Here is a 22,661-nt window from a genome sequence, read left to right on the forward strand (position 1 = left end):
TCCCTAGATAGTGCTTATCAGACTACAGAAGCAGCTTCTAGAAAAATTCGCTTGACTTCTGTGTGAGATTCTCGGATTTTGTGCTCAATACGGCGCGTAGCCGCTTCAATTTCATCAGAAGAGAGGTCATCCCTAAATTCGATGTTCATGGCCAACATTATATCTTGAGGGCCAAAATGAAGCGTAATCGGAGACTCCATACGGGTGACGGCATCATCTGATTTAACAATCTGTTTGATGCTTTCGCGGGTTTCGGGTGAAGCACTTTCACCGATGAGTAAGCCTTTGGTCTCAATGACCAGCACAACGGCAACCACGGTTAGCAATAGCCCGATGACAATAGAGGCAATACTGTCATATATAGAATTGCCCTTCAGTTCGGTCATGAATACGCCGAGAAAGGCAACCCCTAGACCAATCAAGGCGGCACAGTCTTCAAAAATAACGATGAACGAACTGGGATCTTTGCTGTTGCTTAAAGTTTTCCAGAAGCTGTTGGAGGTCTTCGGCGTGGCCTTATTAAACTCACGAATAGACACAAATAAGGCAATTCCCTCAAATACCGCTGAAGAGGCCAAGACGATGTAGCTGAGCCTAGGGTCGTGGGCCGGGGCCTGCACTTGCATGCTGGTAATGCCCTCAAAAATGGAAAGGCCGCCCCCTAAGGCAAAGATTAAAACGGCAACGATCAAGGACCAAAAATAAAGTTCTTGTCCATAGCCGAGGGGATGCTGTTCATCTGGCTTCGTTTCACTCTTATGAAGACCATAGAGCAGTAGCACTTCGTTGGTCGAATCCACTACGGAATGAATGCCTTCCGATAACATGGCAGAACTGCCGCTAATTCCAGCCCCGATAAACTTAGCGATGCCAATGGCAATGTTGGCAGCCATGGCTGCATAGATTGAAACCTTAGACGAGTGCGCGTTAGACATAAAAGTGAAGTTCAGTCGCTAGTTCAGATCGGTTTAAGGGTAAGAGAGTGGAATCGTTGATGATGGCCTGCAAGCCCCCCAAAAAACTGTTTTTCCCATCACCGAGATGGGTCACTAACAATAGTGCCCTGGCTTGCCCCACTTTTCCACTCTTAGTCACTTTCTAGGGGGGCTTTGATACTATTTCTGACTCAGTTTCTGGGTATTGGTGACCAAACTTTGGGCAAATGAATCTAACCGCTCTGCCAATTTTTCGTCCATTAATTTGCCGTCTTCATCAAAAGCCCGCCAAGCTTGACCGATGGCAAGTTGCTCTGGAATGACCCAGGCGTGAACCCATCGCATAATCAGTCGCATTTCATTGAGGGCATTGCTATTGGGCTGTCCCCCCAAAACGCTGATCAACCCGGTAACCTTACCACTTAGCTCTGTAAAGCCCATTAAGTCCAGGGCATTTTTGATGACGCCACTGACGCTGCCATGATATTCCGGGGTGGCCAAAATTAGACCATCAGCTGCGGTGACCACCTCTTGCAAAATATGAACGTCTGGAAACTCTGAATAGTCTTTGCCACCATCACAAAAAGGTAGCTTCATCGTTCTCAAATCCAAGATTTGAATATCAGCACCCAGGGCTTGAACTCGCTCGGCTGCTAATTCTAGCGCCATCATGCTGTAAGAAGCGGTTCTGAGGCTACCGCCAATGCCAACAATTTTGGTCATGGGTATTTCACTCACAGAGGATTACTCAGAGTCTAGCGAAACTGGTACTGGGTTAGCTTATCTTGCCGTAATAGAAGAGATGGATCCTCTCATTTTGCTTTGAGGAGTAAGAAACCACAGCATCGTTTGCTAGTGAGGGAGATCTAGTCGTAAATGGCATGACGGTTGTCGTGGGTCACCCGTTGATAAGAGAAACTATTGCATTTAGGCAAAAGGCACAGCGGGGAAATTCCACGGCGAATGCCGATATTGCTCAAGTCTTATGAGATGCAGTTGCAGTAGTTAAAATATTTTTCAGTGAGATGGGAAAACGAATAAAAAGAATGCTGGGTATGACAATTCTGCTAACCATGTTGAGTGTTTCATACCCAACTAAACTGATGGCGTTGCCAGAAGATCTAGCTAAGGAGTCAGTGGTCTTAAGCAATATTCTGAGTGATGGGTATGCAAAGTTCTATCCTGAGCAATCTCAAGTTGTTGAAATACCGAGCTATCCATCTTTAGGATTCAAGTCAGGTGTTGCTGTATTGATGAGTATGGGGGGTTGGGCTGGGGGCAATACCAATAGCCAACATATTGCTGTCTATGCTGTCAATGAAGATCTGAAGTTAGGCAAAGCGCCCAAGAAGTATCGCCTAATTTCATTCAAGAAAGTCAGCGGTAAAGGGGATCGTCTTTTTACAACCTTGAGTTATGAAAATCAGGCTCTAGTACTATCTGGTTTTGGCTATGGAGAGCTGGATGGCTTGTGCTGTCCCAGTCTACCCATCAACTTAATGCTTACCATTGGTGATCGTGGTGATCTGAAAGAATCTATAAATTCCACCACGCAGAAAATTTCAATATCCAAACGAACTATAGGCTTAGCATGTAGTAACGCCAAAAAATCTGCATAGGCAAAAAGTGCTCATCCATTATCTGGAATAATTGGTCGACAGAAAGAGGACCAAGATAAAACCGTTATCAACGTAAATCGGGTTTCAGTTCTATGACAAAAACGTTCGTTGTGTTCTTGATCGTGTCAGTGGCTTTCATTATCAAGTCCGTGGTCATTTGCAAATATACGGAACGAGTGGTCATTTTTCGGGGAAGCAAACCTCACCGTGCCGATGGCCCTGGCCTTATTCTTGTTATCCCTATTTTAGAGCGAGTCGTAAGGGTTAACATATCCAGTTTTTCGGATCAGCTCAGCAAGGTCTCTCATGAAGAATTACTCAAAAGATTAGTGGAAGAAATAAAGTATCAGTGAATCTCTTCAATAACCTTAGCTCAGAGGATTAATAGGGCTTATCCACTACGCTAGCGAGAGAATAGAATGAAAGTGCAATGGGAAGGAAGTCCTTGTGATGGTCTTGGCTCGAATAGTGACGATGATCGGCATCCTACTGAGTGTGGTTGCAGTCCTGATCCAAAATCAAAGTCCAACATTGACTTTAGTGTTTTTGGGAATGCGATCGCAACCCTTACCTTTAGGACTTTGGATTGCTGGAGCGGTTGTGATTGGTGCACTCCTCAGCTTAGGTTTATTTGCCATTCTCTCAGCTACCCCTGTCCCCTCTCGCAAGACTAAACGTCGTTCGTCTACTCAATGGTCTCCCTTTAAGCGTCCTGCCCAACCTAGGGTGGAACGGGAAAGTCGCTCCTCCGGGTATTCAGATTGGGATGAACCTGTGGCTACGGAGTGGAATGCTCAACCAGCTGAATCCTTCTTTGACGATGAGCCAGAGTACTATGACGATCCGGTCGACTATCCCGAAGAGGATGACTATGATGATCCAACGCCCCCTTGGGAAAAACGGGACTCGGCCTATTCCTATAGCTATCGCGATCCTGAATTTGCCCAGCAAAGCAGTCAGCGAGAATCGGTCTTTGATGCAGAATATCGCGTAATCAAACCACCCCAAGGGCCTGAAACCGATGATAATTGGGATGAATTTGATGATTCATTTCGAGAAGACTAGATGTCCGACCTGTCGCGGGTGATACCAGAAAATTTGCCCCATGTTCTGCTGGTGCTTGATCAGCCCGAGTTAGCTCAGCGCTTGCGTGAAGCGTTTCTTTCCCAGGGATATAACGTCACTGTGGTTCGGGATACAGAAGATGCGATCGCACAATGCAAAACCCAACCTCCGGCGCTGGCCATGATTGACCAGCAGATTTCGGAACAATCGGGAGGCCAGCTCTGTCGTCAGTTGAGAGCTGAAGGCATCAGAATTCCCCTATTACTCCTAATGGATAAAGATACCCTTGATGACCGAATTGCCTGCTTAGAAGCCGGTGCAGATGATTATGTCCTGAGCCCTTATTCAGGAGAAGTGCTGCTGCAGCGGGTGCGACAGTATCTTAAATCAGACTCTGTCTTGCCAACGACCCTCCTCAGTTTCCAAGATCTACAGCTCGATTTAGCCACCCGCAGGGCTCAACGAAGAAGCAGGACCATAGAACTGACCATGAAAGAATTTGAGCTCTTGAGATATCTAATGGAACATCCCCGGGAAATATTAACCCGTGAGCAAATTTTGGAAAATGTGTGGGGATTCGATTTTCGGGGAGAGTCGAATGTGATCGAAGTCTACATCCGCTATTTGCGGCTCAAGGTGCAAGTCGTCCCTGAAAAGCGTCTCATTCATACTGTTCGTGGAGTTGGATATGTCCTCCGAGAAGCCTAATCAACATCGAATGTTACCCCTATTTGGTTTAATTGCTGGGGTGCTGATGCTGGGATGTCAGCCCCTGAATCAAGCTACGAAGGCAACGACTCCCCAGCCAGCCCCCTCCGTAGCTGTAGCCAGCCCCCCTGGACAACAATTACCCATTACCGCTCAAGCCCTGATCAAAGACTCTATGGTGGAACTGGAAGTTGCCCAAACTCGCCAACAGCAAGCGACGGGACTCATGAGTCGAGAGAGTCTGGCAGATAATCGTGGCATGTTATTTCCGTTTAGCCCCCCTCAATCCGTCAGCTTTTGGATGAAAAATGTCCTCATTGATTTGGATATGGTTTTTTTGCGGCAAGGAAAGGTCATCGCAATTCAGCATAGTGCTCCACCCTGCCAATCCTTCCCATGTCCTACCTATGGGCCTAAGGGTGAAATTATTGATCAAGTGATTGAGCTTCGGGGGGGGAGAGCGGCTGAATTAGGGATTCAGGCGGGGGATCTCATCACGATTCAGACCGTTTCCTCTGAATCGTGAAACTGATGCAAAATAGCCCCAAAATTTGATGATGGTAGCTTGAAGGTTGGCAAGCATGCTCGTCAGGATGATACAAGTATTGAGACTGATTTAACTTTTTCTCATACCTATTTATTATTCATCCCTGTTTTTTAGGTATAAAGTCATCCTTTATTGCTAACCTGTGAATCTTTTATGACATCTCCTATTTCCTCTGTTCATGATCTGTCTGAACAGCTATCCTCTCCGATTGAGCATCGATTCCAGGCTGCAATTCATGCTGGAGAGTTTTTAGTGACCGCAGAGGTAATGCCTCCAAAAGGTGGTTCCATCCAGCACATGCTGGACCAGGCTCTCCAACTCAAAGATTGGGTCCATGCAGTCAATATTACAGACGGCAGTAGAGCAGTATTAAGAATGAGTTCTTTAGCTGTTGCCGCTATCTTGCGCCAACAGGGACTTGAACCTATTTGTCAGATGGCTTGCCGCGATCGCAACCGTATTGCCCTCCAAGCCGATCTCATGGGAGCCCATGCTTTGGGCATTCACAACATCTTGGCTCTCACTGGAGATCCCATCAAGGCAGGAGATTTCCCCAAAGCAAAAAGCGTGTTCGATCTAGAGTCCGTCCGCTTGCTGAACATCATTCGCCATCTTAACAATGGCCTAGATGGGAATGAGAAGCCACTCCCCGATGGCCCAACCCAGCTCTTAGTGGGTGCAGCGGTTGATCCTCAATTGGCGAGTTGGTCAGGACTACAAAGCCGGTTTGAGAGAAAAGTGATGGCGGGAGCCGAATTTTTCCAAAGTCAATTGATCGTTGACTTCGATCGCCTCGAAAAATTTATGACAGAGATCGCTGCCCCTGCGAAAAAACCAATCTTGGCGGGTATTTTTCTACTCAAATCTGCAAAGAACGCTCAATTTATCAATCGCTGTGTTCCAGGCGTTAATATTCCCGAGTCCATCATTAATCGTCTGGACAAAGCCACCGATCCGCTGCAAGAAGGGATTGCGATTGCTGCTGAGCAAGTCCAACAGGCCCGTCAACTCTGCCAAGGGGTCCATATGATGGCGATTCGTCGAGAAGATCTGATTCCCCAAATTTTGGCTCAAGCAGGCGTTACACCCGTGAGGCAAGCTCAAATTACCCCATAAATTTTGGTCAGGTAGATCTCCAATTGACGTCAATAGCACTCGCTTTAACGTTTTTCCCTGTTGGTTACAATGGCATTACTCTGAGCTAGCATTCTGTATGAGTTCTCAACTAGCCATCGAACAAACGATTTCAAGCTTTCAAGCATTGCACGAACGCTTGAATCTATGCCGGACCTCAGAGGCATCGTTTTTTCCTGAGTGGCTAACGCCAACAATTGAGCTAGTTGAGAACGATAAAGCTTTTTTGGACCATTTAAGACAGCGTTATTACAACTATTACAATGCAGGGCTATTAACAGAAGGCACTGTACTGTTATCGATTGTTGCCCCACTACTAGAACGCTTAGGCTTTCATGAGCCACCTTTTTTTGTCCAGTCTGAAATTCCCATCAGTTTAGAGGTAACTGAAAGAAACGAAATTTACCGAGGGCGAATGGATGTCTTGGTGATTCGAGAGAGTTTGTGGGTATTAACGGTAGAAGCTAAACGGTCGAAATTTGCGGCGGATCTGGCCTTGCCTCAGTGTTTAGCGTATATGAGCGCTGCGCCACAGCAACCTAGCTTTGGCATGGTGACGAACGGCAGTGATTTTATCTTTTGTAAGGTGGCAGATGGCATGTATGACTTTTCTGACCCATTATCCCTATTGTCTCGCCAGAATAGACTTTACGAAGTTGCGATGATCTTAACCGGCTTAAAAGAGGGTAGATTTTCAAGCTGAAGATGATAAACAATCACTGCCCGTTATCTTCCCAATCGTCTTATACTCCGAACGAGTTAAAGATTTACTTTTAGAATAAACCTAAAAGCCTTGCTTAGAATGGGGTTTGGGTCAATTAAGGATGTTAAATCCTTAGGCATCGGCAGTATAGAATGATGTTCACTTCCTTACAGGTCTTAAGAAGGAGGAGGGGCTAATTCTTCCGTATCAACTGGGCGAACAATGGCTTCAGTCTCCTGTCCATCAGTCTGAAAGATGCCTGCCAGTCCTTGATCGAGGGTTTTGGCCATCACAATTTTGTTCTCATAGACAACGATCACCCTCGCTAGAATCGGTACGCTATTCTCTTCTGCTTCTAGATATAACGGTTCCACATAGAGCAGCGAGTCCTCAATGGGAATGATCAATAGGTTGCCTTGAATGACCCGCGACCCCTGGCGGTTCCACAGAGAAATTCGTTGGGAAATGACTGGATCTTGGTTGATCAAAGCCTCAATTTGTTCAGGGCCAAAAATTAGCTCTCGTTTGGGAAACTGGTACAGCAGCCGCTTGCCGTAGTTTTCGCCATCGGAGCGAGCAGCGAGCCAGGCAATTAGATTATTACGGCGAACCGGGGTAAAGGGATAGAGCAGAATAAATTCTTCGGTATCGGCTTCCGGCAGCTTCATCGTCAGGTAATAAGGCTGGACGAGCTGGCTTTTCTCACCATAAATCTCATTGGGCACTCGCCATTGATCTTCCCGGTTATAGAACACCTGAGGGTCGGTCATATGGTAGGTGAGGAGGCTTTGAGATTGGGCTCGGAACAGATCCGTGGGGTAGCGAGTATGGCTGCGCAGACTGGGGGGCATTGCCGCCAAGGGCTGAAACATCTGGGGGAAAATTCCCCGCCAGGTTTTCAGGATTGGATCGTTGAGATCGACACTATAAAAGGTCACCGAGCCATTGTAAGCATCCACCACCACCTTGACGGAATTGCGGATGTAATTAAAACTTTCTTGGCCTGGATCGGAATAGGGGTAATGATTGCTAACGGTGTAGGCATCAATCACCCAAAATAAAGTGCCGGGAACCGCTGGTTTATTGGTGCGGTTGAAGGCTTCTACATCAACATTAGCCGTCACTAAATAGGGATTACTGTCAAATCGGAGAAAAGGAGCCAGCTCTTCCACGCGCTCTTTAATCTGGCGGCGATACAAAACTTCCGTTTGAGGAGTGAAGTTTTGGGTAAACAGCATTTGCCAATCCCGCAGGTAGAGGGAAAACATCCCCCGTCGCCACCAAGAGCCAATGGCAACACCACCAGTGCCGTCATAGGTGTTGTAGCGATTGTCATTGCCGCTGGGATAGTCTAGTTCCTGCACCTTTGTGCGGGTCATGACATAGGTGTTAGACAGTTCCCCAAAGTAGATCCGGGGCAGATTGATGGGAATGCTGGCGGCAATATCCGAGGTTGCTGTTTGCAAGGTTCCCTCGTTATTTCCAGCCCCAATATCTTTGACAAAGTAAGTGGGCAGACCACTGGTCTCAGCAGTATTGACAGGACTGAGGGTAAAGCCGTAACCGTGGGTATAGATCAGACGCTGGTTAATCCAGGTCTGGGCTTCTGGGGGGACATTGCCATAATCCAGCTCACGAGCTGCCACCAGCACCTGTCGCTTTTCCGTACTCGATTGGGGCGTGGTGCTTTCTTCCTCTGAGTTGGCAGGTTGAGACGTTTTAAGGGTGTAGCGATCCACATCCGCGCTGGGAAACTCATAGTAGAGACGAATCCGCTGGAGTTGGCGGTTGGCCTCTAATAGCGGACGGGTATCCCAAAGACGAATATTGCGTAACGTAAAATCATTGGCCTTCAGCTTGGCAGGGGTTAAGTCGGCTTTGGGCTGAAAAGTTTTGGTTTCAATATTGTCGAGATCAAAGGCAGCTCTCGTCAATTGAATACTTTTTTCGATATAGGATTCTTCTCGGGCCAGCTCGTTGGGTTGAACCACCAGGGCCTGCACACCTCGGGGCAAAATCAATCCCGCCACTACGGCAATACCAATGTAAAAACTGAGGATCCAGGATAATTTCACCGGACGTCGAGCAGGACGAGGAAACACCGCTCGTCCAAAAAAGACCACAGCAATGGTGGCCGCACCAAAACAGAGCAGTGTTTTAGTCGGCAAATCCACCGTAACGTCGGTATAGCCAGCCCCATAGAGAATCCCCTGGGTGGAATAGAGCAGGGAATAGCGGTCTAGCCAAAACCCCCAGGCCAGGGTTAAGGCAAGGGTTCCCCCTAGTCCATACAGATGCCGCTTCTGGGGCAAGGTAAACCCTGGGAAACGGCCTTGACTTACACTGTCCCCGGCCAAGAGATAGATTAAGGCCGCACTGACAAATCCGGTGAGGGTCACTCCCATTAGCCAAAAGCGCAGCAGTTCCCACAGGGGCAGGACAAATACGTAAAAGCCAATGTCATGTCCAAACAGCGGATCGGTGTTTTTAAAGGGAGTGGCGTGAATAAAGGCCAGAATCGTTGTCCAGTGGTTGGAGGCAACTAACCCGAGCCCAAGACTGAGACAAAGTGCGATCGCACCCAGTACAAACCCAGGATGCCAAAGCAAAAATGCTGTAAATCCAGTCACTAACAGCAGTTGCCAGGGCATCTGTAGCCAATGTTTGAGCACATTGGCCGTGGCAGAAAATGTAAACTGCTGCAAAATCTGGGAGCTGGATGTTGCAATTTCTGTAGGGGGATACCAGAAATGGATAATCACCTGACCAATATGGGTCAGCAGACTGGCTAGTAACAGACTCAACCCCACCAACGCCAACAGTAATTGCGTCAGATTGAGAGCACCGGGTTCAGTCTTGTCAATATCAACGGGGTGGTGGTAGCGCCAGCGACGGGCCAGGACTAAGTTGCCGACCAGATACCCTCCCGTACTGGCAAGCGCTAGAACCCATAGCCCGATTCTGACCACTAGTTGAGTTTGAAAGACGGATAAATAGCCTAGATTTTGGAACCAGGCAAACTCAGCAATAAAATGAGCCAGTAGATCTAGACCAAATACCACTCCCAATACGAGGAGCAGGGACTTAACTAACCAACCAACAACCTTAGAGGACATCACAAGGAACCGCTCTTGGCATGTAACTTTCAAATCATAGAGGATCTGTTCTGGATCAACGCATTAGGAGAGAGACGTAACTTAACCCCATAGTTCGCAATATTGTGGGTGGGGGACAGGTGTTGTAGTGAGTACTGGTCAATTGTTCACTAAATGGTGAGGCAAAAACAGGCATCGAATGCCCCATGGGCTCTTATCTTGCTAGATTTACTATCTCAATCCCATCGAACAGTTTGGAGGTCACACCTGTGGGAGTGGGAACGACGGAATAGGCAGTCGCGCCCTCTGTTCCTGAAATGATTCGGGTGAGTCGACCGTCGATAAAATGGGCTGCGGCACCATCATCAATAGCGATACCGGGGGGTAATGCTTCTATATCAATCAGATGTTCAAAGGTCTGCTGTCTGGCAATTTCTGACGAATAGTGGGGGCAACAGCTCCCTGATAAAAAATTAAGACATTGTAGCGGGCCAAACCCATCGGCTTTGGCATCGGTTAAACAGGACTCAAACCAACAGTTTGCGCCTGCGCTGATTCCTGATAAGACGGTTCCTTGAGCTGCGGCTGCCTTCAGTAAAGGGGCAATTTCCCAAGCCTGCCACACAGCCAACATACTAAACGTATTACCTCCACCGACAAAAATGGCATCTTGAGCCATAATCCAATCACAAAGGTTGGGGGTTCGTCGAAAAAAGGTCAGATGAGACGGGGTGCAGTTGAGTTGGGAAAATCGAGAGTAGAACTTTAGTAGATACCTTTCTGCATCGCCACTGGCTGTGCCAATAAAACCGACTTTGGGAACATTAGCTGCACTCTGCCCTAACACATAGGCATCGAGGCCAGGTTCCGACCCTTCAGAAAAGCCACCGCCACCGATTGCAATAATCTGTCCTTTTGTCATCTAGCCGTCCGTTGACAATCATCCGTAGCCTATACCAATAGTTGTTTTCTATGATGTAATTTAATTCACTGAGTAGATCGCAAAAATATTAATTGCTTGAGAATTGTCAACTGGGCACACTCAATGCGTTGGGAGCTGGATGGTGGTGCCCCCGATGATAGTCATCGGCATTCAGAGACTGCACCATATCCGCAAAGGTGAGATGAAAACATTCCAATCCCCCACATAGCCAATCAATATAGTCAGGCCATTGGTCCGTGGCATTGATGTCCGTCTCGGGAAGGGAACAGTAAATGACACATTCTGAGACCAGATTCTCCCAGTTAAGGGCAAATCCCAGTTCAGCTTCAATCCGTTCCTGTTGCGCGGCGAGTAACTCGTAATGAGCTTGGGCATCTTCATCAAATAATCGTAGCTCAATGGCTAAAGAGGCATGGCCGCGATCCACATGGGCAGATAGTAAAAAGCCCGCTCTACCAATGGCAAAATCAATGTGGTCTTCAGGGGGCGGAGCTACTGCTTTGACCACACTGCCCCGTTGTTCTAACTGATCACAGAGTTCTGACCAGAACGCGACATGCTGTTCTTGTTCTGCTGTTAGGGGTTCGGGTTCAGACTCCTCTGGCTCTGATTTAGGCTCAGGTAGTGCTTCTGCCTGTTGTTCTAGCTGACTCTCCAAATCCAATTCGGTTGAATCGATTTGGGAGGATTCTGTCGGTTCCTCAGCCGGTGAAACCAGATTAAACTGGGCGGCCATTGCGGTTTTACCAATTTGCCATAGCTCAATTTCCACGCCCCAAAATTGCAGTGAAGGTTGAGCGTGCTGATTAAGCCAATTAAGCAGCTTGAGATGTTCGTCAGAGAACTGGCTAGCAATCCAAATGATGCCTGTTGCACTAATATCGGCCCCTTCCGTCAAAAGCTGCCCGAAATGTTGTCCATCCGTGGGACATAGCTGACTACCAATCAAAATCCAGTTTTTGGTTCCTGCCTGCCGACAAAGCAAATCCGCTTGGCGATCGCACATTTGTTGCGCATCTAAAACCACCTCTAAAGACAGACCAATGGCTTCCCCTAGAAGCTGTATATTCTCTTCTTGGCATAGCCAGGGTGCGAAATCCTCAGTAGCGGACTGCCAATATTGGGTGACATCAACTTTCTCTAGACGACCCAAATTGGGTTTTGAGGGGGGCTTGGCAGACATGGGTGAAGATCGCTCTAACGATTCATCCTCCTATGCAAATAACTCGCATCACGGAAGACAACAGGCTGGATATTCAATAGCTTAACGGTTATAGAGTCCAGCAGATCAGGAAGATTGATGCCAAATATCCTGAGCTCCAACATACCGTTTCGATTTCACCCCTCCCAGAACCAAGGTTGAGAGGCGATGCCCTAAGCTAGTTGAAGAAAACTAAAGAACGGCGAGGTATTAACCTGAATATTCAGGGTTGGGTGGGATTTTTGAAGAGGCTAACTTATCAGCCCAACGAGTGGTCTCTGGGAGTCGATACCGGGTGGTGCAGCTCATCACATATTCAATGGCACGGTTCAAACTAATCCGATGTCCCAGAGAAATATACAGAGGTTTTGTCTTAGGGCGAGTGCGGAGGACTGCTCCAATCCTCTCGTCTTTATCAATTAAGGGCTGCCAATTCCCTCGGGTTTGGTCAACAGGCTCATGCTTTCCCACTAAGCGAGATTTGGCAACACCAATGGTAGGCAAATCAACCAGCACACCCAAATGGCAGGCAATCCCAAAACGCCGAGGATGGGCGAGGCCTTGACCATCACAAAGGAGCAGATCAGGCGTAGTTTGAATTTGAGCTAAAGCAGCTAAGACCGTTGGAATTTCTCGAAACGACAAGAGACCGGGGATGTAGGGGAAAGTGGTCGGTTGGCGAGCAATCTTTGTTTCGTGAAGGCTCAGCTCAGGCCAAGTAAGGACTGCAATGGCCGCACGAGTGGTTTTGCCTTGGTCTTCAAACCCCACATCAACCCCGGCGACGTAGCGCACCTCACTAAAATCGTCGGTAGGGATGACCTGGGAACACAGTTGTTTTTGGAGTTGTATTGCCTCTGGAGCAGTTTGGGGCCAATTCTCAATATTTGGAATTCGCACTTACCACTTATGTAGCCAGTGGGTATCGATATAGTCCATCACCATGAGGGAACCGAGCATGCCACCCATGATTCCCAGGATGAATATTAAGGGGTTAGCTACGGCAATTAGACTCCCTAGCGCACACATAACTACCGTCAAAAAGAAAAGAATTATGACCAAAAGTAACGGTCTGAATAAATACATATTAAATTCTTATGAGATATATATCAATTTGTAATGCGATGATTGTTATTGTACTGTATTCGTGCGCCTGCCCAGTCTAGTTTCTCGCGAAGGGTGCGATAGTACGAGTAATTTTCCCGCAGTAATACAAACCTGGCCCGGTATTTGGCCATCCAGATATCCACTCGCTGTCCCGGCCAAATTGAGGTACAAAGCACCCCATCCATCCACAGCTTGGTCGCCAGTTCCCGATCTGCAAGAGGCCAGACACTCACACGAGATCCAGGCGGTAATACAATGGGCCGACTGGATAAACTCAAAGGGCAAATCGGTGTGATCGCCATGGCTTCCATGCCTGGATGCAAAATAGGTCCACTAGCCGCGACGGTATAGCAGGTTGATCCCGTGGGAGTAGCCACTAATAACCCATCTCCTTGATACTGATCCACCACTTCGCCATCAATTTCCAGCTCCAGAATCGAAGTAATCATGCGATCAGCCGATGCGGGCTTAATACACATTTCATTGAGGGCAATGTAAAACGGTTCTTCATCCGGAGTATCTGTCGGATCAACATCACGATCGGCCACTCGGGCCCGTAGCATCATCCGCTGTTGAACGGCATAGCGATCTTCGAGAATTCTTTGCCAGACCTGTTCAGTATCCATAAATAGATCGGCGGGTTCAGTGAGAAAACCTAAATGGCCGCCAATGTTGATTGCCAACATCGGAATCCCATCTGGAGCCAAATGACGGGCAGCGGCCAAGGCAGTACCATCTCCGCCCAGCACAATGGCTAGGTCAATGGGCTGAGTGGCAGAGGCCAGAAAAACTGGATAAGGATTATCTTTTGGACCACTGGGTCCCATCAAAATATGGCAGCCCTGGGCTTCTAATTGACGGGCACATTTCTCTGCCCATCGTTGGCTGTGGGCATCCCCAGCTTTATAGACGATGATGACTTGCTGTAACTGCACCCGATCGGTCCCCTTTTCTGCTTTGCTCAGGCGTATGTAATCACCGTACCCTGTTCGCAGCGATTTATGAGTGGGGGGTAGATTCTGATCGGTGAGCAGTTTCAACGGCAACAGATTCAGGTGATATTACTACAGGTGCCATTGGGCACTGCATAAAGTTCAACTTAAATCCCCATAACCGAGGATGGGGACGAAAGATACGGAAACAGCGTTTAACGCCGACGGGAAGATCTTGCCAGGATTGCACGGTAAATCCCTGCCGTTCGTAGAAAGGAACGATTGGAGGTTTACAGGCGAGATAAACGTCTTGGTCAGATTCCTGAATCAGGGTTTGGACGATTTGTGCTCCCCACCCCTGATGACGGAATTGAGATTGGACAAAAACATAGGCCAACTCACTATGGTTGGTATAGGCATTGAGGAGTGCACAGCCTGCTAAGGTTCCTTCTTGCTCAATCACCTGAAAGCGAGACCAGTTAAATAAAGCTCCAAAAAATCGCATAATCAACTGCCCCATCACCAGACTGGCGAGATAAAAGCCCAGACCCGCCGTCGCCACATTAGCGATGGCCAAAATAAACTGAACATCAATCTCTGTTGTCGATTGTCGCCAGTAGATCTGGAGCCACAAAGCCAATCCCACCAACCCTAAACGGAAAAAGGCAAAACTAAAAAGTCGTACATCTAGCTCAATGCCTTCATCCCAGGTAAATTGCCAAAGCATTTGTTGTATGGCCCACTTATCTTGAGGTTGGGCAGGACGCAGCACGTAAGGAGTAGAAGTTGACATGGAACTAGGGACATAGGAAGGGTCTGTTCCATTCATATCATTTGCCCACCAGAATCTCTGCGGTTCTTCGGCGGGTGATCTGCGGAAAAACTTGGGCTAGGGAAATAGCTTAGAGCAAAGAATATGATTGGGGTCGAAGGTGTCTTTGGCCTGCTGCCACCCTTGCCAATCAGAACCAAAGTGTTGGGACCAGAAATCGGGGGTAGTCTCTCCCAACCATCCGGACAAATATCGCTTGCCGCCTGCGCCCATCACTAACTGATGGACTTGTTCTAAGGCCGTCAACGCTTGAGTCTTTAAGGAGGGCGGAATGCCGGTCGGCAATACGGCGAAGAGAAAGGCCCGTTCAGGCTTCATCAGGAATCGAGGGGTAGGTCGTTCGGCGACCAACAACACTCGATGACCATCACCAAAGCAGGGGGGTAAGATCTCTAGAATTTTTGGAATGATCTCTGTTGCGGCACTTAAGGGCAATAGACAGTCAAACCACGGATGGAGCTGTTGCCAAGCTCCGCTGGCCTGCATGGACCGAAACCGTAGATCGTAACGGGCGGCATAATCAGCCGTATCGTCATCTTCTATATGGAGAAGCTTGTGGTAATTCAAGCCTGCCAATACCTGTTCTTGCTGGGGAGGCGTTGCAGGATCAAACTCTACACTTACATGTAGGCCCCACAACCACTGCACTAGGGGGCGACGCCCTGTAGGCGTTTTCTGTAAACCCTGCATACTAGCAGAGCAAAATCCTTCTAAGTAATCGATGCGATCGCACAGCTGATTCTGATCCCTCATCCAGGTTTCTAGATCTTCATAGACCAAAAAATAAGTGCGTATCTGAGGTTTAATCGGTCGCGTGGCTAAGGTTGCCGATAGGATGACCGCACATCGTCCCTGTCCCCCCAACACTGCGGCATAGAGATCAGGATTTTTATCGACGGTACACCAAAGTCTTTCCCCTGCCCCGGTCACCACTTCTAGGGCAATCACGTTTGCGATCGCAGGCCCATACCGATGACTATTGGCCCCAAATCCTCCCGCTGATAACGTTCCCCCCACCGTTAAATTCAGATTGAGGGGCATCATACAAGGCAAATGCTGATAGGGCTTCAGTGCAGCAACCAACTGTCGCCACGTAGTGCCAGCACCACAGGTCACTTGCTGAGGCAAAGTTTCAGAATAGTTAATATCATCCAATCTTGAGGTATCCAAAGTGATCCCCCCAGGACTAATAGACTGTCCATTTTGGCTACATCCTTTGCCCCGCAGCGTGACCGGCAACTGGTCACGATTAGCCAACTGCAACAATGCAGCCACATCCTCCCCATGCCGAGGTTGAACCACTAAGCGTGATTGTCCCTGAATCAGATGTCCAAAATCATGACTAGCAGTAGTTAAAACAGCAGGATCACTATCAAACGGCAATCCAATTTCGCTAACTCCATGAGTTAATGCAAAAGTTTTCTGAAACACTGTCTCACCCCTCCAAAAAAGCTCTAAACTCGAAAAAGTTATCCAGTCATTTTCAAAAAATCGTTAATTAGTCGAAAGGTGAATCAAAGTCACCGATAGTTCACTTAAATGAGATTTAATAACATCAGCATTCTGTTTAATCTCTGGTTTTAGAAAGAATTCTTCAAAAATATTGGGAAATCAAAAATAGATAGCTTTTTCTATTTTTGATTTCTGCTGATGCAACATTTTCGTAGAGCTAAAGATATGGTTATCTATCTGACATGCAATTACTAGAAAAAATCCTCTAGGTACTCAAAAAAGAGTGGAATTAGATAGCATTCAACGTCCTTTCATGATAGAAACTGGTTTTAGTTCCCTTCTATAAGACTGAACCATATCTCTACCTCTACTTAACTTAGGACTTAGCCTACGTTAATGATGGAAGCTTGTTGATGATTACGCTGAGGCAACACCACATTTTGCATCATGTACTCAACGGTATGGGGATGAATCCACCCCTTATCAGCAAGGAGTTTTCCAATAGGCTTGTTCACCTCTTGTTGCTCTTGTAATGCCTCCTCAAGCTGGGCATGAGTGACTAAATTTGCTTCTAACAAATAGCAACCAAATGGCTTTAAGTCTGCAGTAGGTGCAGCCGTTGCCGGCGCAGCCAGTCGATCGGTATAGAGGTTGTTCTGAGTCGTAACTTTGAGATAATCGAGATATTCACTTTCCAAAGCAGGCTGAATATTCGCTTGCTGTGCAAAGGCCAACAACTCATTCATCAAGTTCGTGAACACCGCAAAGGTTTCATCTACCGCCACATAAGCCGCTTGCCGCTCTTCCTCCGATAGTTCTACCGCTTCGATCACCTGTCGTGACTCGGTTGAACAGAACGTATGACCTGTATCGACTTCTAGATGGCCTGCACCGAAGTATTCGTAGTCATATTGAGTTTTTTTTGTGAGCTCACGAGCAGGAGCCGCTGAGTTAGCGAGCAGAATATTTCCCGTCGATTCAGTGGCTTCAATGATTGTGAACTTACGGGCTGGACTCGCCTGGTAGGTCGCATTGTAAAGGTAGTACGCAGCCGCGCGGGCATTGATCGTTTGCTCATTCCAAAGGAATTCCAAAGATTCATTGAAACTCAGTCTGGGGTTGAATCTGAGCTTGTCCATATCACTGAGCAACCAAGGCCAGTGATGGTCATCTTCATAGGTATGAACATTAATAATTTTCTGGAGCTCATCGGTGGTCGGTTCATCCCGAAAAACCTGGCGATTTAGTTCACCAAAACTCATAGCAAATGGTGCAATGCAGGGTGCAAAGGCTAATCTTCGCCTTGGATCAATGGTTTGATCTTGGAGGAATTCAAACAAAGGCAATTGCGCAAATTCTTTCTTTTTTTGGTTGATATGAGCAAGAACTTTTTTCATCCCGATCCCCTTCGTATAGGTAAAATACTTGAATCTATTTTTCTCTCTGAGCTTAATTTTTTGAGAGATACTTCCTCGACAACTAATACAGAAATTACTATTTACGTAAATGATTATTGCAGAAATATTTAATTTAGTGAAGTAATGAAAAATACATTAATATATTGTCAGTTTTTGATATAGAAAAAGAGATCTTGTGAATTCCTAAATAGATATTATTTTATTTATTCCATAAAGAATATTTTTATAGTCAGTTATCAGCAAATACAGTTCTTTTTTTACATTAGTAGTTAGTTCAAATACATCAATAGAGCCTTGACAATATTTTTTCTTGGCATACTTTTTTCCCTCTAGCTATCAGCATCGATAGTTAATACCAAATTCAACTTGTTTTATCCAAAAAGGTTAAAAAAGTGGAATAGATATTTATTTATCTGCAGTAAATCATCTTAAAACAGCTAAATAGAGTGAATCCTCCACTTTTAACGGAGGATTCACTCTCAAGAGGGGAATAAAGCTGTGCTAGCTCAGGTTAAACGGCTTTTCCAAAATGAGGTTGAGGTCGGTCTGTGGATCAATAACAACGACTTCATCCACGGCAGGATCGATAACGCCACCAATCGTTGCCCCCGAAGCAGCGCCTGCTAGAACTTTCTCGGCTGTAATGGTGCGATCACCAATGACCGTTGATAGGCCAGCGGCGGCGGCAGCCCCCAGAGCAGAGTCTCTAGCCACTGAAAGCCAAGGACGATTGCGGTTGGTTTCAATGGCCGTCCCTACCGCAGCTCCCGTCAGGACTTTTTCTGCTGTGATGTTGCCATCTCCAATCACACTCGACAACCCTGCAGCAGCACCGGCACCTAAAACAGCATTTCGAGCCAGGGCTAACAAATTTGGATCGCGAGCGCTGATAGTACGGGTAATAATCTCAGAAGAGGCATCAAGGGAATAGTTTTTGCCATCAATCATGACCTCACGGGCAACAAATTGAGTCCCATCCCTTTGGGGTTGAAGTTCGCCCCTGATAGAGCTGCCTTTGGGAATGATAATATTGCCCTGATTATCTTTAATGTCCTGAGCCACCTTGAGGGTTAGGGGTGCAGTCTCTTGGGGAGAGACAATCACTTTTTGGGCCACATCATAAAAGACCGGAATTTCGGTTCGAACTTGTAAACCTTGAGATGGAACCCCTGCAATGTAGTTGCCAGAGATCAATGATGCCTGTTGCGGGGTCTTGAGCGCTTGGCAAAGGAATGATGCGACTTCTGCCCGTGTTGCTCTATTGTTGGGTTTTAAGTACCGAACATCAGGATAATTGACAACAAGTTGAGTTTGGGTTGCGGCTGCGATCGCATCACGCGCATAACTGGGTATTGCACTGGCATCAGCATAGGTATTACCGAGGGTGGCATTAATTGACCCTGTAGGTGTGTTCCCCAAACCATTGTTGAGGGACACCAAGACTTGAGTTCGAGGAATTTGCTGGGAAGGACGAAACTCACCACTGGGGTAGCCGGTTAGAAATCCAGTTTGGGAAGCGGTCCGAATCGCATTGGCGGCCCAAAAGTTAGACCGAACATCGGTGAAAGAACGGGCATTGCGATCGCGGGTTGCATTGGGAAATGCATTGACCACCATCGTGGCATATTCGGCCCGGGTGACAGGAGCATTTGGGCGAAATTCGCCGTTGGGATAACCATTGATAATATTGCGTTGGGCCAGGGATTGAATACAACTTTGCGCCCAATGACCTTGAGTATCTGAAAAGCGAGTTTGGGCAAGGACGGTAGATTGAGCGAGGAAAGGACTAACCAGAGCGGTAGAGAGTCCCAAACTCAAAAGCGCAGCCGTTGAAGACTTCCATTGGTGTGAGGGTGTCATCATGCAGGTCACCAAAAAATTAATTTCAGTGATAAATGATGGATTGCTAATTATTTTAGTTCCTAATAAAGTAAATGAAACTTTTATAGGACTATTGAGTCTTATAATTCAAAATATAGTACTTTAATCCCATTTTTAATTATATTTGAAACTTTATAGGGTTATCCGTAGTCGCCCTTTCTTTTCATCCCATTCTCCCTGCCCATGAGGGAAGCATAACTTTCCTCTCTCTAACTCCCTTGACGTGTTAGAACTGGCTTGGGTTGCCAGGGATAACGCCTTACATGTCAGACTCAGAGCAGGTTCAGATTCGATTTTGTACGCCAGCGGATTATGTTGCGATCGCATCCATATACAATGAAGCGATCTCCACGGGCAGTATCACCTTCGATACTCGTCAATTCAAAGCAAAAGATATTCAAGCCTGGGTAGATAAATTTTGCGATCGCGAATGTCTATTAGTGATTGAGCGTCAGCAGCAGATTCTGGGCTGGGGCATTGTCAAACAATATAGTGATCGCCCTGGGTATCGGGTCTGCTGCGAAACATCGATTTACCTGACCTTTGCCGCAAAGGGTCAAGGGTTGGGGAAAATGATGCAAACTGCTCTGCTAGAAAAGGTGGTTGAGCTAGACTACCACCATGTCGTCGTCAAAATTGTCGCTACCAATGATGACAGTATTGCCTTCCACAAGGGCTTTGGTTTTGAAATGGTCGGTGTGCAAAAAGAGGTTGGGCATGTTGCTGATCGCTGGCAAGATGTTGCCATCATGCAGCTCATTCTGCCTCAAGTGCCACCCTACTCTCCCTGAGTCGTAGTTGATACAGAATGAGTTGAATAGAGACATGAACGAAGCAGAAGAAGCAGCGGGACTCCCAAAAACATCAAACTATCGTTATGCCAAACGAGTGGGCAACCAGCTATTTGTGGCTGGACAAGTTCCACACGATTCCAATGGCCAACTGGTTGGTCAATCGGCTCCATCCGTCCAAGCAACTCAATGCCTAGCCAATCTTCGCCAGCTTCTTGTTGTGAATGGATTTAGCGAAAGTGACATTCAGCAGGTCACCATTTATGTGGTCGGTGAAGCTACCAATCTTGCTAGTGCCTGGAATGCTGTCGAACAGTGGTTTGATGATGAAGTACCCCCTGCAACCCTTTTAGGAGTCGCTCAATTAGGCTATGTCGATCAGCTAGTCGAAATTGACGCCACTATTATCCAAGAGACATAAGATCATACAGACCAAAAAAGCATTCTTGGAATACCACCCAATTAGGCTGTAACCTGCACCCCTTTCCAAAAAGCAACGTACCCCTTAATATTCTTGACTGCATCTTTGGGGTCAGGGTAATACCAAGCGGCGTCTTTATTTACCTGACCCTCCACTTCAAGACTGTAGTAGTTGGCAACACCTTTCCACGGACAATTTGAATGGGTATCACTGGCCTTGAAGTAGTCAGTTTCAACGGCATCAGGGGGGAAGTATTGATTTCCGTCTACTACTTCGCATTGATCGCTTTCAGCGATAACTACTCCATTCCAAACTGCTTTTGACATTAAGACTCTCTCCGACTCAAACTCTTCTTCCTTGTAACGTACCGTGTCAAATCTGACAAGTGAATGGGAAACCTGTGGTTAGGGCCAAATAGACTTTTTTGGCGACCTGACAATCCTTTTATCCAATACAAACTAGGGAATATGGCTCCAACAAAACCCAGGCCCCCCGTTCAAGTTATTGATTCTTTTCTCACTCAGCAAGATATTTTGAGTGCCTTAGTGGTTTGGATTATTCTCGAAGGGTTTAGCTTTATTCTCTTGCCCAACTTCACCCTCATCTCCGGGGAGAATAAAACCCTGACCTGGGTTTTGATTACTACCCCTCTGGGTATCGCTGGGTCGATCATCATTGGTATTTGTTCAAGCTGTTTGCAATACTGCCATGTGCGACTGCATAAAGCCGATCCTAAAAAAAAGCTCTTGGTTGCCTTCGCGAATATGGGTAGTTGGCTGGGCTTGGCAGGAATCGGGTTTCCCCTGATCGTTGTGGGCCTAGAATTTTGGCTGCTGATTGTTCACGGTATTGATAGTTAACCCATTTGCGGGAAAAACCTACAGTGTTTAGGGTGTGAGGTGATACGGAAAAGATTCAATCTATTGCCCATCCTTCAGCCAGTAGGGGTCTTCCGTAAAGACAATGTCGATTTCAGGGAACGGATGTAAATCTGCGATCGCATCTGCAAACTTCTGCCTCAACTGGTCGAGTTCTTGCACCCGCTCAACCGCAAACTCAGCAGGGACGAGAAGCTGAATAAAGACATACAGCACTCGTCCTTGAACCATCATCTGCAAATGAAATCGATCGATGGGGTGTTTTTGACTGCGGGCAACTTGGGCAATGGTCTTGCGAATCTCTCGGTCCAACTCGCTTTCTGGAGCAACGCCTAATAGTTGATTGACCCCTTCAAATACAGTGCGTAACGGTAGGGGGATGATAACCAGCACCAAAAGAGCGACTAGCAGCGGGTCAACGTAAGGGAGATAAATATTCCAAGCGGTGTCTTGCAGTAACATCGTCACCACAAAGGTCAAGGCAACTGCGCTACTAATACAGCCATCCACCGTCCAGTCTCGGGCTTCAACCTCTAGCAACGGTAAGTTCAACCGTCGGGCATAGCGATGCATCAAGATGGCAAAGGTAAAACACCCCATTGTGGACAGGGTAGCATAGGCCAAGGCTAAGCCCACGACAAGATCTCGTCCTCCATGCAGCAAGTCTTCTATCGCCGATACGAAAGCAAACAAGCTGACGGATAGAACAATAATGCCCTTAATCGTATTAATAAAAGGCTCAAATCCGTAATAGCCAAACTGGTAGCGACGACTGGGGCCTTCCTGGATCAGAGCTGCTACTTTGAGACTGACAAAGCTCATGGTCATGGTCATCAGGGAGTAAAACCCATCCAGCAAGATAGCTCCAGAATGGGTATATAGCCCAAACACCCCACCCAACACGGCAAAAATAGCCGATCCTATGATCGATAGAGTCAACGCCCATTGCTCTTGGGTGCCCTGATCCGGCGGTGTTGTTGTCGTAGCTATCATTTCACT

24 protein-coding genes are annotated in these 22,661 nt (G+C 47.1%); 10 read left to right on the forward strand and 14 right to left on the reverse strand.

Annotated elements, in window-relative coordinates:
• Positions 1-17: 17 nt before the first annotated feature.
• The 3 genes from I1H34_RS16605 to I1H34_RS16615 are packed head-to-tail and all read right to left on the reverse strand — an operon-like array spanning position 18 to position 1,658.
• Positions 18-935, reverse strand: coding sequence for a cation diffusion facilitator family transporter (locus I1H34_RS16605; protein ID WP_212662133.1), 918 nt, complete (start codon positions 933-935; stop codon positions 18-20).
• Entirely contained in the window at positions 928-1,095 is a 168-nt protein-coding gene (locus tag I1H34_RS16610) for a hypothetical protein (RefSeq protein WP_212662134.1), read from the reverse strand. The genes I1H34_RS16605 and I1H34_RS16610 overlap by 8 nt, the downstream gene beginning before the upstream one ends.
• A gap of 20 nt (positions 1,096-1,115) precedes the next feature.
• Complete coding sequence (locus I1H34_RS16615) at positions 1,116-1,658, reverse strand: NADPH-dependent FMN reductase (protein ID WP_212662135.1); 543 nt, start codon at positions 1,656-1,658, stop codon at positions 1,116-1,118.
• Positions 1,659-1,990: 332 nt separating this feature from the next.
• Here I1H34_RS16615 and I1H34_RS16620 point away from each other — a divergent pair, with 332 nt between their 5' ends.
• The 7 genes from I1H34_RS16620 (at position 1,991) to I1H34_RS16650 (ending at position 6,711) form a co-directional block, all read left to right on the forward strand.
• On the forward strand, positions 1,991-2,554 hold the full coding sequence (locus I1H34_RS16620; protein ID WP_249369309.1) for a hypothetical protein: 564 nt from the start codon (positions 1,991-1,993) through the stop codon (positions 2,552-2,554).
• Between the two features lie 92 nt (positions 2,555-2,646).
• Complete coding sequence (locus I1H34_RS16625; protein WP_212662136.1) at positions 2,647-2,907, forward strand: SPFH domain-containing protein; 261 nt, start codon at positions 2,647-2,649, stop codon at positions 2,905-2,907.
• 97 nt (positions 2,908-3,004) lie between these two features.
• A complete protein-coding gene (locus I1H34_RS16630; protein ID WP_212662137.1) occupies positions 3,005-3,619 on the forward strand; it encodes a LapA family protein in 615 nt (204 codons plus the stop codon).
• Positions 3,620-4,327 carry a response regulator transcription factor NblR gene (nblR, locus tag I1H34_RS16635; protein ID WP_212662138.1) on the forward strand — a complete coding sequence of 236 codons (708 nt, stop codon included), beginning with the start codon at positions 3,620-3,622 and terminating at the stop codon, positions 4,325-4,327.
• Positions 4,308-4,853: a DUF192 domain-containing protein gene (locus tag I1H34_RS16640; RefSeq protein WP_212662139.1), complete on the forward strand. Its 546-nt coding sequence runs from the start codon at positions 4,308-4,310 to the stop codon at positions 4,851-4,853. Before nblR ends, I1H34_RS16640 begins: the two co-directional genes overlap by 20 nt.
• 174 nt (positions 4,854-5,027) lie before the next feature.
• The gene (locus tag I1H34_RS16645) at positions 5,028-5,990 is read left to right on the forward strand and encodes a methylenetetrahydrofolate reductase (RefSeq protein ID WP_249369311.1); all 963 of its coding nucleotides are present in this window, start codon (positions 5,028-5,030) and stop codon (positions 5,988-5,990) included.
• A 97-nt stretch (positions 5,991-6,087) separates the two neighbouring features.
• Positions 6,088-6,711 (forward strand): type I restriction endonuclease, encoded by a 624-nt coding sequence (locus tag I1H34_RS16650; protein ID WP_212662140.1) that lies wholly within the window; start codon positions 6,088-6,090, stop codon positions 6,709-6,711.
• A 176-nt stretch (positions 6,712-6,887) separates the two neighbouring features.
• Here the strand turns inward: I1H34_RS16650 and I1H34_RS16655 are convergent, their stop codons facing one another.
• The 9 genes from I1H34_RS16655 to I1H34_RS16695 all read right to left on the reverse strand — a co-directional run bounded on the left by I1H34_RS16655 (position 6,888) and on the right by I1H34_RS16695 (position 19,554).
• Positions 6,888-9,827: a UPF0182 family protein gene (locus I1H34_RS16655; protein ID WP_212662141.1), complete on the reverse strand. Its 2,940-nt coding sequence runs from the start codon at positions 9,825-9,827 to the stop codon at positions 6,888-6,890.
• Between the two features lie 193 nt (positions 9,828-10,020).
• The gene (locus I1H34_RS16660; RefSeq protein WP_212662142.1) at positions 10,021-10,728 is read right to left on the reverse strand and encodes a Type 1 glutamine amidotransferase-like domain-containing protein; all 708 of its coding nucleotides are present in this window, start codon (positions 10,726-10,728) and stop codon (positions 10,021-10,023) included.
• A 106-nt stretch (positions 10,729-10,834) separates the two neighbouring features.
• Complete coding sequence (locus tag I1H34_RS16665) at positions 10,835-11,932, reverse strand: DUF4268 domain-containing protein (RefSeq protein ID WP_212662143.1); 1,098 nt, start codon at positions 11,930-11,932, stop codon at positions 10,835-10,837.
• A 228-nt stretch (positions 11,933-12,160) separates the two neighbouring features.
• Positions 12,161-12,850 (reverse strand): deoxyribonuclease V, encoded by a 690-nt coding sequence (gene nfi, locus I1H34_RS16670; protein ID WP_212662144.1) that lies wholly within the window; start codon positions 12,848-12,850, stop codon positions 12,161-12,163.
• Between the two features lie 209 nt (positions 12,851-13,059).
• Positions 13,060-13,992, reverse strand: coding sequence for an NAD(+) kinase (locus tag I1H34_RS16675; protein WP_212666306.1), 933 nt, complete (start codon positions 13,990-13,992; stop codon positions 13,060-13,062).
• Between the two features lie 64 nt (positions 13,993-14,056).
• Complete coding sequence (locus tag I1H34_RS16680; RefSeq protein ID WP_249369313.1) at positions 14,057-14,782, reverse strand: GNAT family N-acetyltransferase; 726 nt, start codon at positions 14,780-14,782, stop codon at positions 14,057-14,059.
• Between the two features lie 96 nt (positions 14,783-14,878).
• A complete protein-coding gene (locus I1H34_RS16685; RefSeq protein WP_212662145.1) occupies positions 14,879-16,252 on the reverse strand; it encodes an FAD-binding oxidoreductase in 1,374 nt (457 codons plus the stop codon).
• A gap of 404 nt (positions 16,253-16,656) precedes the next feature.
• Complete coding sequence (locus tag I1H34_RS16690) at positions 16,657-17,670, reverse strand: hypothetical protein (protein WP_212662146.1); 1,014 nt, start codon at positions 17,668-17,670, stop codon at positions 16,657-16,659.
• A gap of 522 nt (positions 17,671-18,192) precedes the next feature.
• Positions 18,193-19,554 carry an S-layer homology domain-containing protein gene (locus I1H34_RS16695; RefSeq protein WP_249369315.1) on the reverse strand — a complete coding sequence of 454 codons (1,362 nt, stop codon included), beginning with the start codon at positions 19,552-19,554 and terminating at the stop codon, positions 18,193-18,195.
• Positions 19,555-19,835: 281 nt separating this feature from the next.
• On the opposite strand from I1H34_RS16695, the gene I1H34_RS16700 reads away from it, so the two are divergent.
• Together I1H34_RS16700 and I1H34_RS16705 are read left to right on the forward strand one after the other, a co-directional pair.
• Positions 19,836-20,363 carry a GNAT family N-acetyltransferase gene (locus I1H34_RS16700; protein ID WP_212662147.1) on the forward strand — a complete coding sequence of 176 codons (528 nt, stop codon included), beginning with the start codon at positions 19,836-19,838 and terminating at the stop codon, positions 20,361-20,363.
• A gap of 34 nt (positions 20,364-20,397) precedes the next feature.
• Complete coding sequence (locus I1H34_RS16705) at positions 20,398-20,784, forward strand: RidA family protein (protein ID WP_212662148.1); 387 nt, start codon at positions 20,398-20,400, stop codon at positions 20,782-20,784.
• 41 nt (positions 20,785-20,825) lie between these two features.
• On the opposite strand, the gene I1H34_RS16710 is transcribed toward I1H34_RS16705, so the two are convergent.
• Positions 20,826-21,110, reverse strand: a complete 285-nt coding sequence (locus I1H34_RS16710; protein ID WP_212662149.1) for a DUF427 domain-containing protein — start codon at positions 21,108-21,110, stop codon at positions 20,826-20,828.
• A 141-nt stretch (positions 21,111-21,251) separates the two neighbouring features.
• Here I1H34_RS16710 and I1H34_RS16715 point away from each other — a divergent pair, with 141 nt between their 5' ends.
• Positions 21,252-21,644 carry a hypothetical protein gene (locus I1H34_RS16715; protein ID WP_235109010.1) on the forward strand — a complete coding sequence of 131 codons (393 nt, stop codon included), beginning with the start codon at positions 21,252-21,254 and terminating at the stop codon, positions 21,642-21,644.
• A gap of 60 nt (positions 21,645-21,704) precedes the next feature.
• Here the strand turns inward: I1H34_RS16715 and I1H34_RS16720 are convergent, their stop codons facing one another.
• Positions 21,705-22,655, reverse strand: a complete 951-nt coding sequence (locus I1H34_RS16720) for a cation diffusion facilitator family transporter (protein WP_212662151.1) — start codon at positions 22,653-22,655, stop codon at positions 21,705-21,707.
• Positions 22,656-22,661 lie beyond the last annotated feature (6 nt).

The organism is Acaryochloris marina S15, from assembly GCF_018336915.1.
In the GTDB taxonomy this organism is placed as follows: Bacteria; Cyanobacteriota; Cyanobacteriia; order Thermosynechococcales; family Thermosynechococcaceae; genus Acaryochloris; species Acaryochloris marina_A.

Coding starts and splice junctions, on each gene's coding strand:
- I1H34_RS16720 (WP_212662151.1), bottom strand. CDS start 22,655: ATGATAGCTACGACAACAACACCGCCGGATCAGGGCACCCAAGAGCAA.
- I1H34_RS16655 (WP_212662141.1), bottom strand. CDS start 9,827: ATGTCCTCTAAGGTTGTTGGTTGGTTAGTTAAGTCCCTGCTCCTCGTA.
- I1H34_RS16660 (WP_212662142.1), bottom strand. CDS start 10,728: ATGACAAAAGGACAGATTATTGCAATCGGTGGCGGTGGCTTTTCTGAA.
- I1H34_RS16710 (WP_212662149.1), bottom strand. CDS start 21,110: ATGTCAAAAGCAGTTTGGAATGGAGTAGTTATCGCTGAAAGCGATCAA.
- I1H34_RS16715 (WP_235109010.1), top strand. CDS start 21,252: ATGGCTCCAACAAAACCCAGGCCCCCCGTTCAAGTTATTGATTCTTTT.
- I1H34_RS16620 (WP_249369309.1), top strand. CDS start 1,991: ATGACAATTCTGCTAACCATGTTGAGTGTTTCATACCCAACTAAACTG.
- I1H34_RS16645 (WP_249369311.1), top strand. CDS start 5,028: ATGACATCTCCTATTTCCTCTGTTCATGATCTGTCTGAACAGCTATCC.
- nblR (WP_212662138.1), top strand. CDS start 3,620: ATGTCCGACCTGTCGCGGGTGATACCAGAAAATTTGCCCCATGTTCTG.
- I1H34_RS16625 (WP_212662136.1), top strand. CDS start 2,647: ATGACAAAAACGTTCGTTGTGTTCTTGATCGTGTCAGTGGCTTTCATT.
- I1H34_RS16690 (WP_212662146.1), bottom strand. CDS start 17,670: ATGAAAAAAGTTCTTGCTCATATCAACCAAAAAAAGAAAGAATTTGCG.
- I1H34_RS16650 (WP_212662140.1), top strand. CDS start 6,088: ATGAGTTCTCAACTAGCCATCGAACAAACGATTTCAAGCTTTCAAGCA.
- I1H34_RS16695 (WP_249369315.1), bottom strand. CDS start 19,554: ATGATGACACCCTCACACCAATGGAAGTCTTCAACGGCTGCGCTTTTG.
- I1H34_RS16630 (WP_212662137.1), top strand. CDS start 3,005: ATGGTCTTGGCTCGAATAGTGACGATGATCGGCATCCTACTGAGTGTG.
- I1H34_RS16615 (WP_212662135.1), bottom strand. CDS start 1,658: ATGACCAAAATTGTTGGCATTGGCGGTAGCCTCAGAACCGCTTCTTAC.
- I1H34_RS16605 (WP_212662133.1), bottom strand. CDS start 935: ATGTCTAACGCGCACTCGTCTAAGGTTTCAATCTATGCAGCCATGGCT.
- I1H34_RS16705 (WP_212662148.1), top strand. CDS start 20,398: ATGAACGAAGCAGAAGAAGCAGCGGGACTCCCAAAAACATCAAACTAT.
- I1H34_RS16700 (WP_212662147.1), top strand. CDS start 19,836: ATGTCAGACTCAGAGCAGGTTCAGATTCGATTTTGTACGCCAGCGGAT.
- I1H34_RS16640 (WP_212662139.1), top strand. CDS start 4,308: ATGTCCTCCGAGAAGCCTAATCAACATCGAATGTTACCCCTATTTGGT.
- I1H34_RS16665 (WP_212662143.1), bottom strand. CDS start 11,932: ATGTCTGCCAAGCCCCCCTCAAAACCCAATTTGGGTCGTCTAGAGAAA.
- I1H34_RS16680 (WP_249369313.1), bottom strand. CDS start 14,782: ATGTCAACTTCTACTCCTTACGTGCTGCGTCCTGCCCAACCTCAAGAT.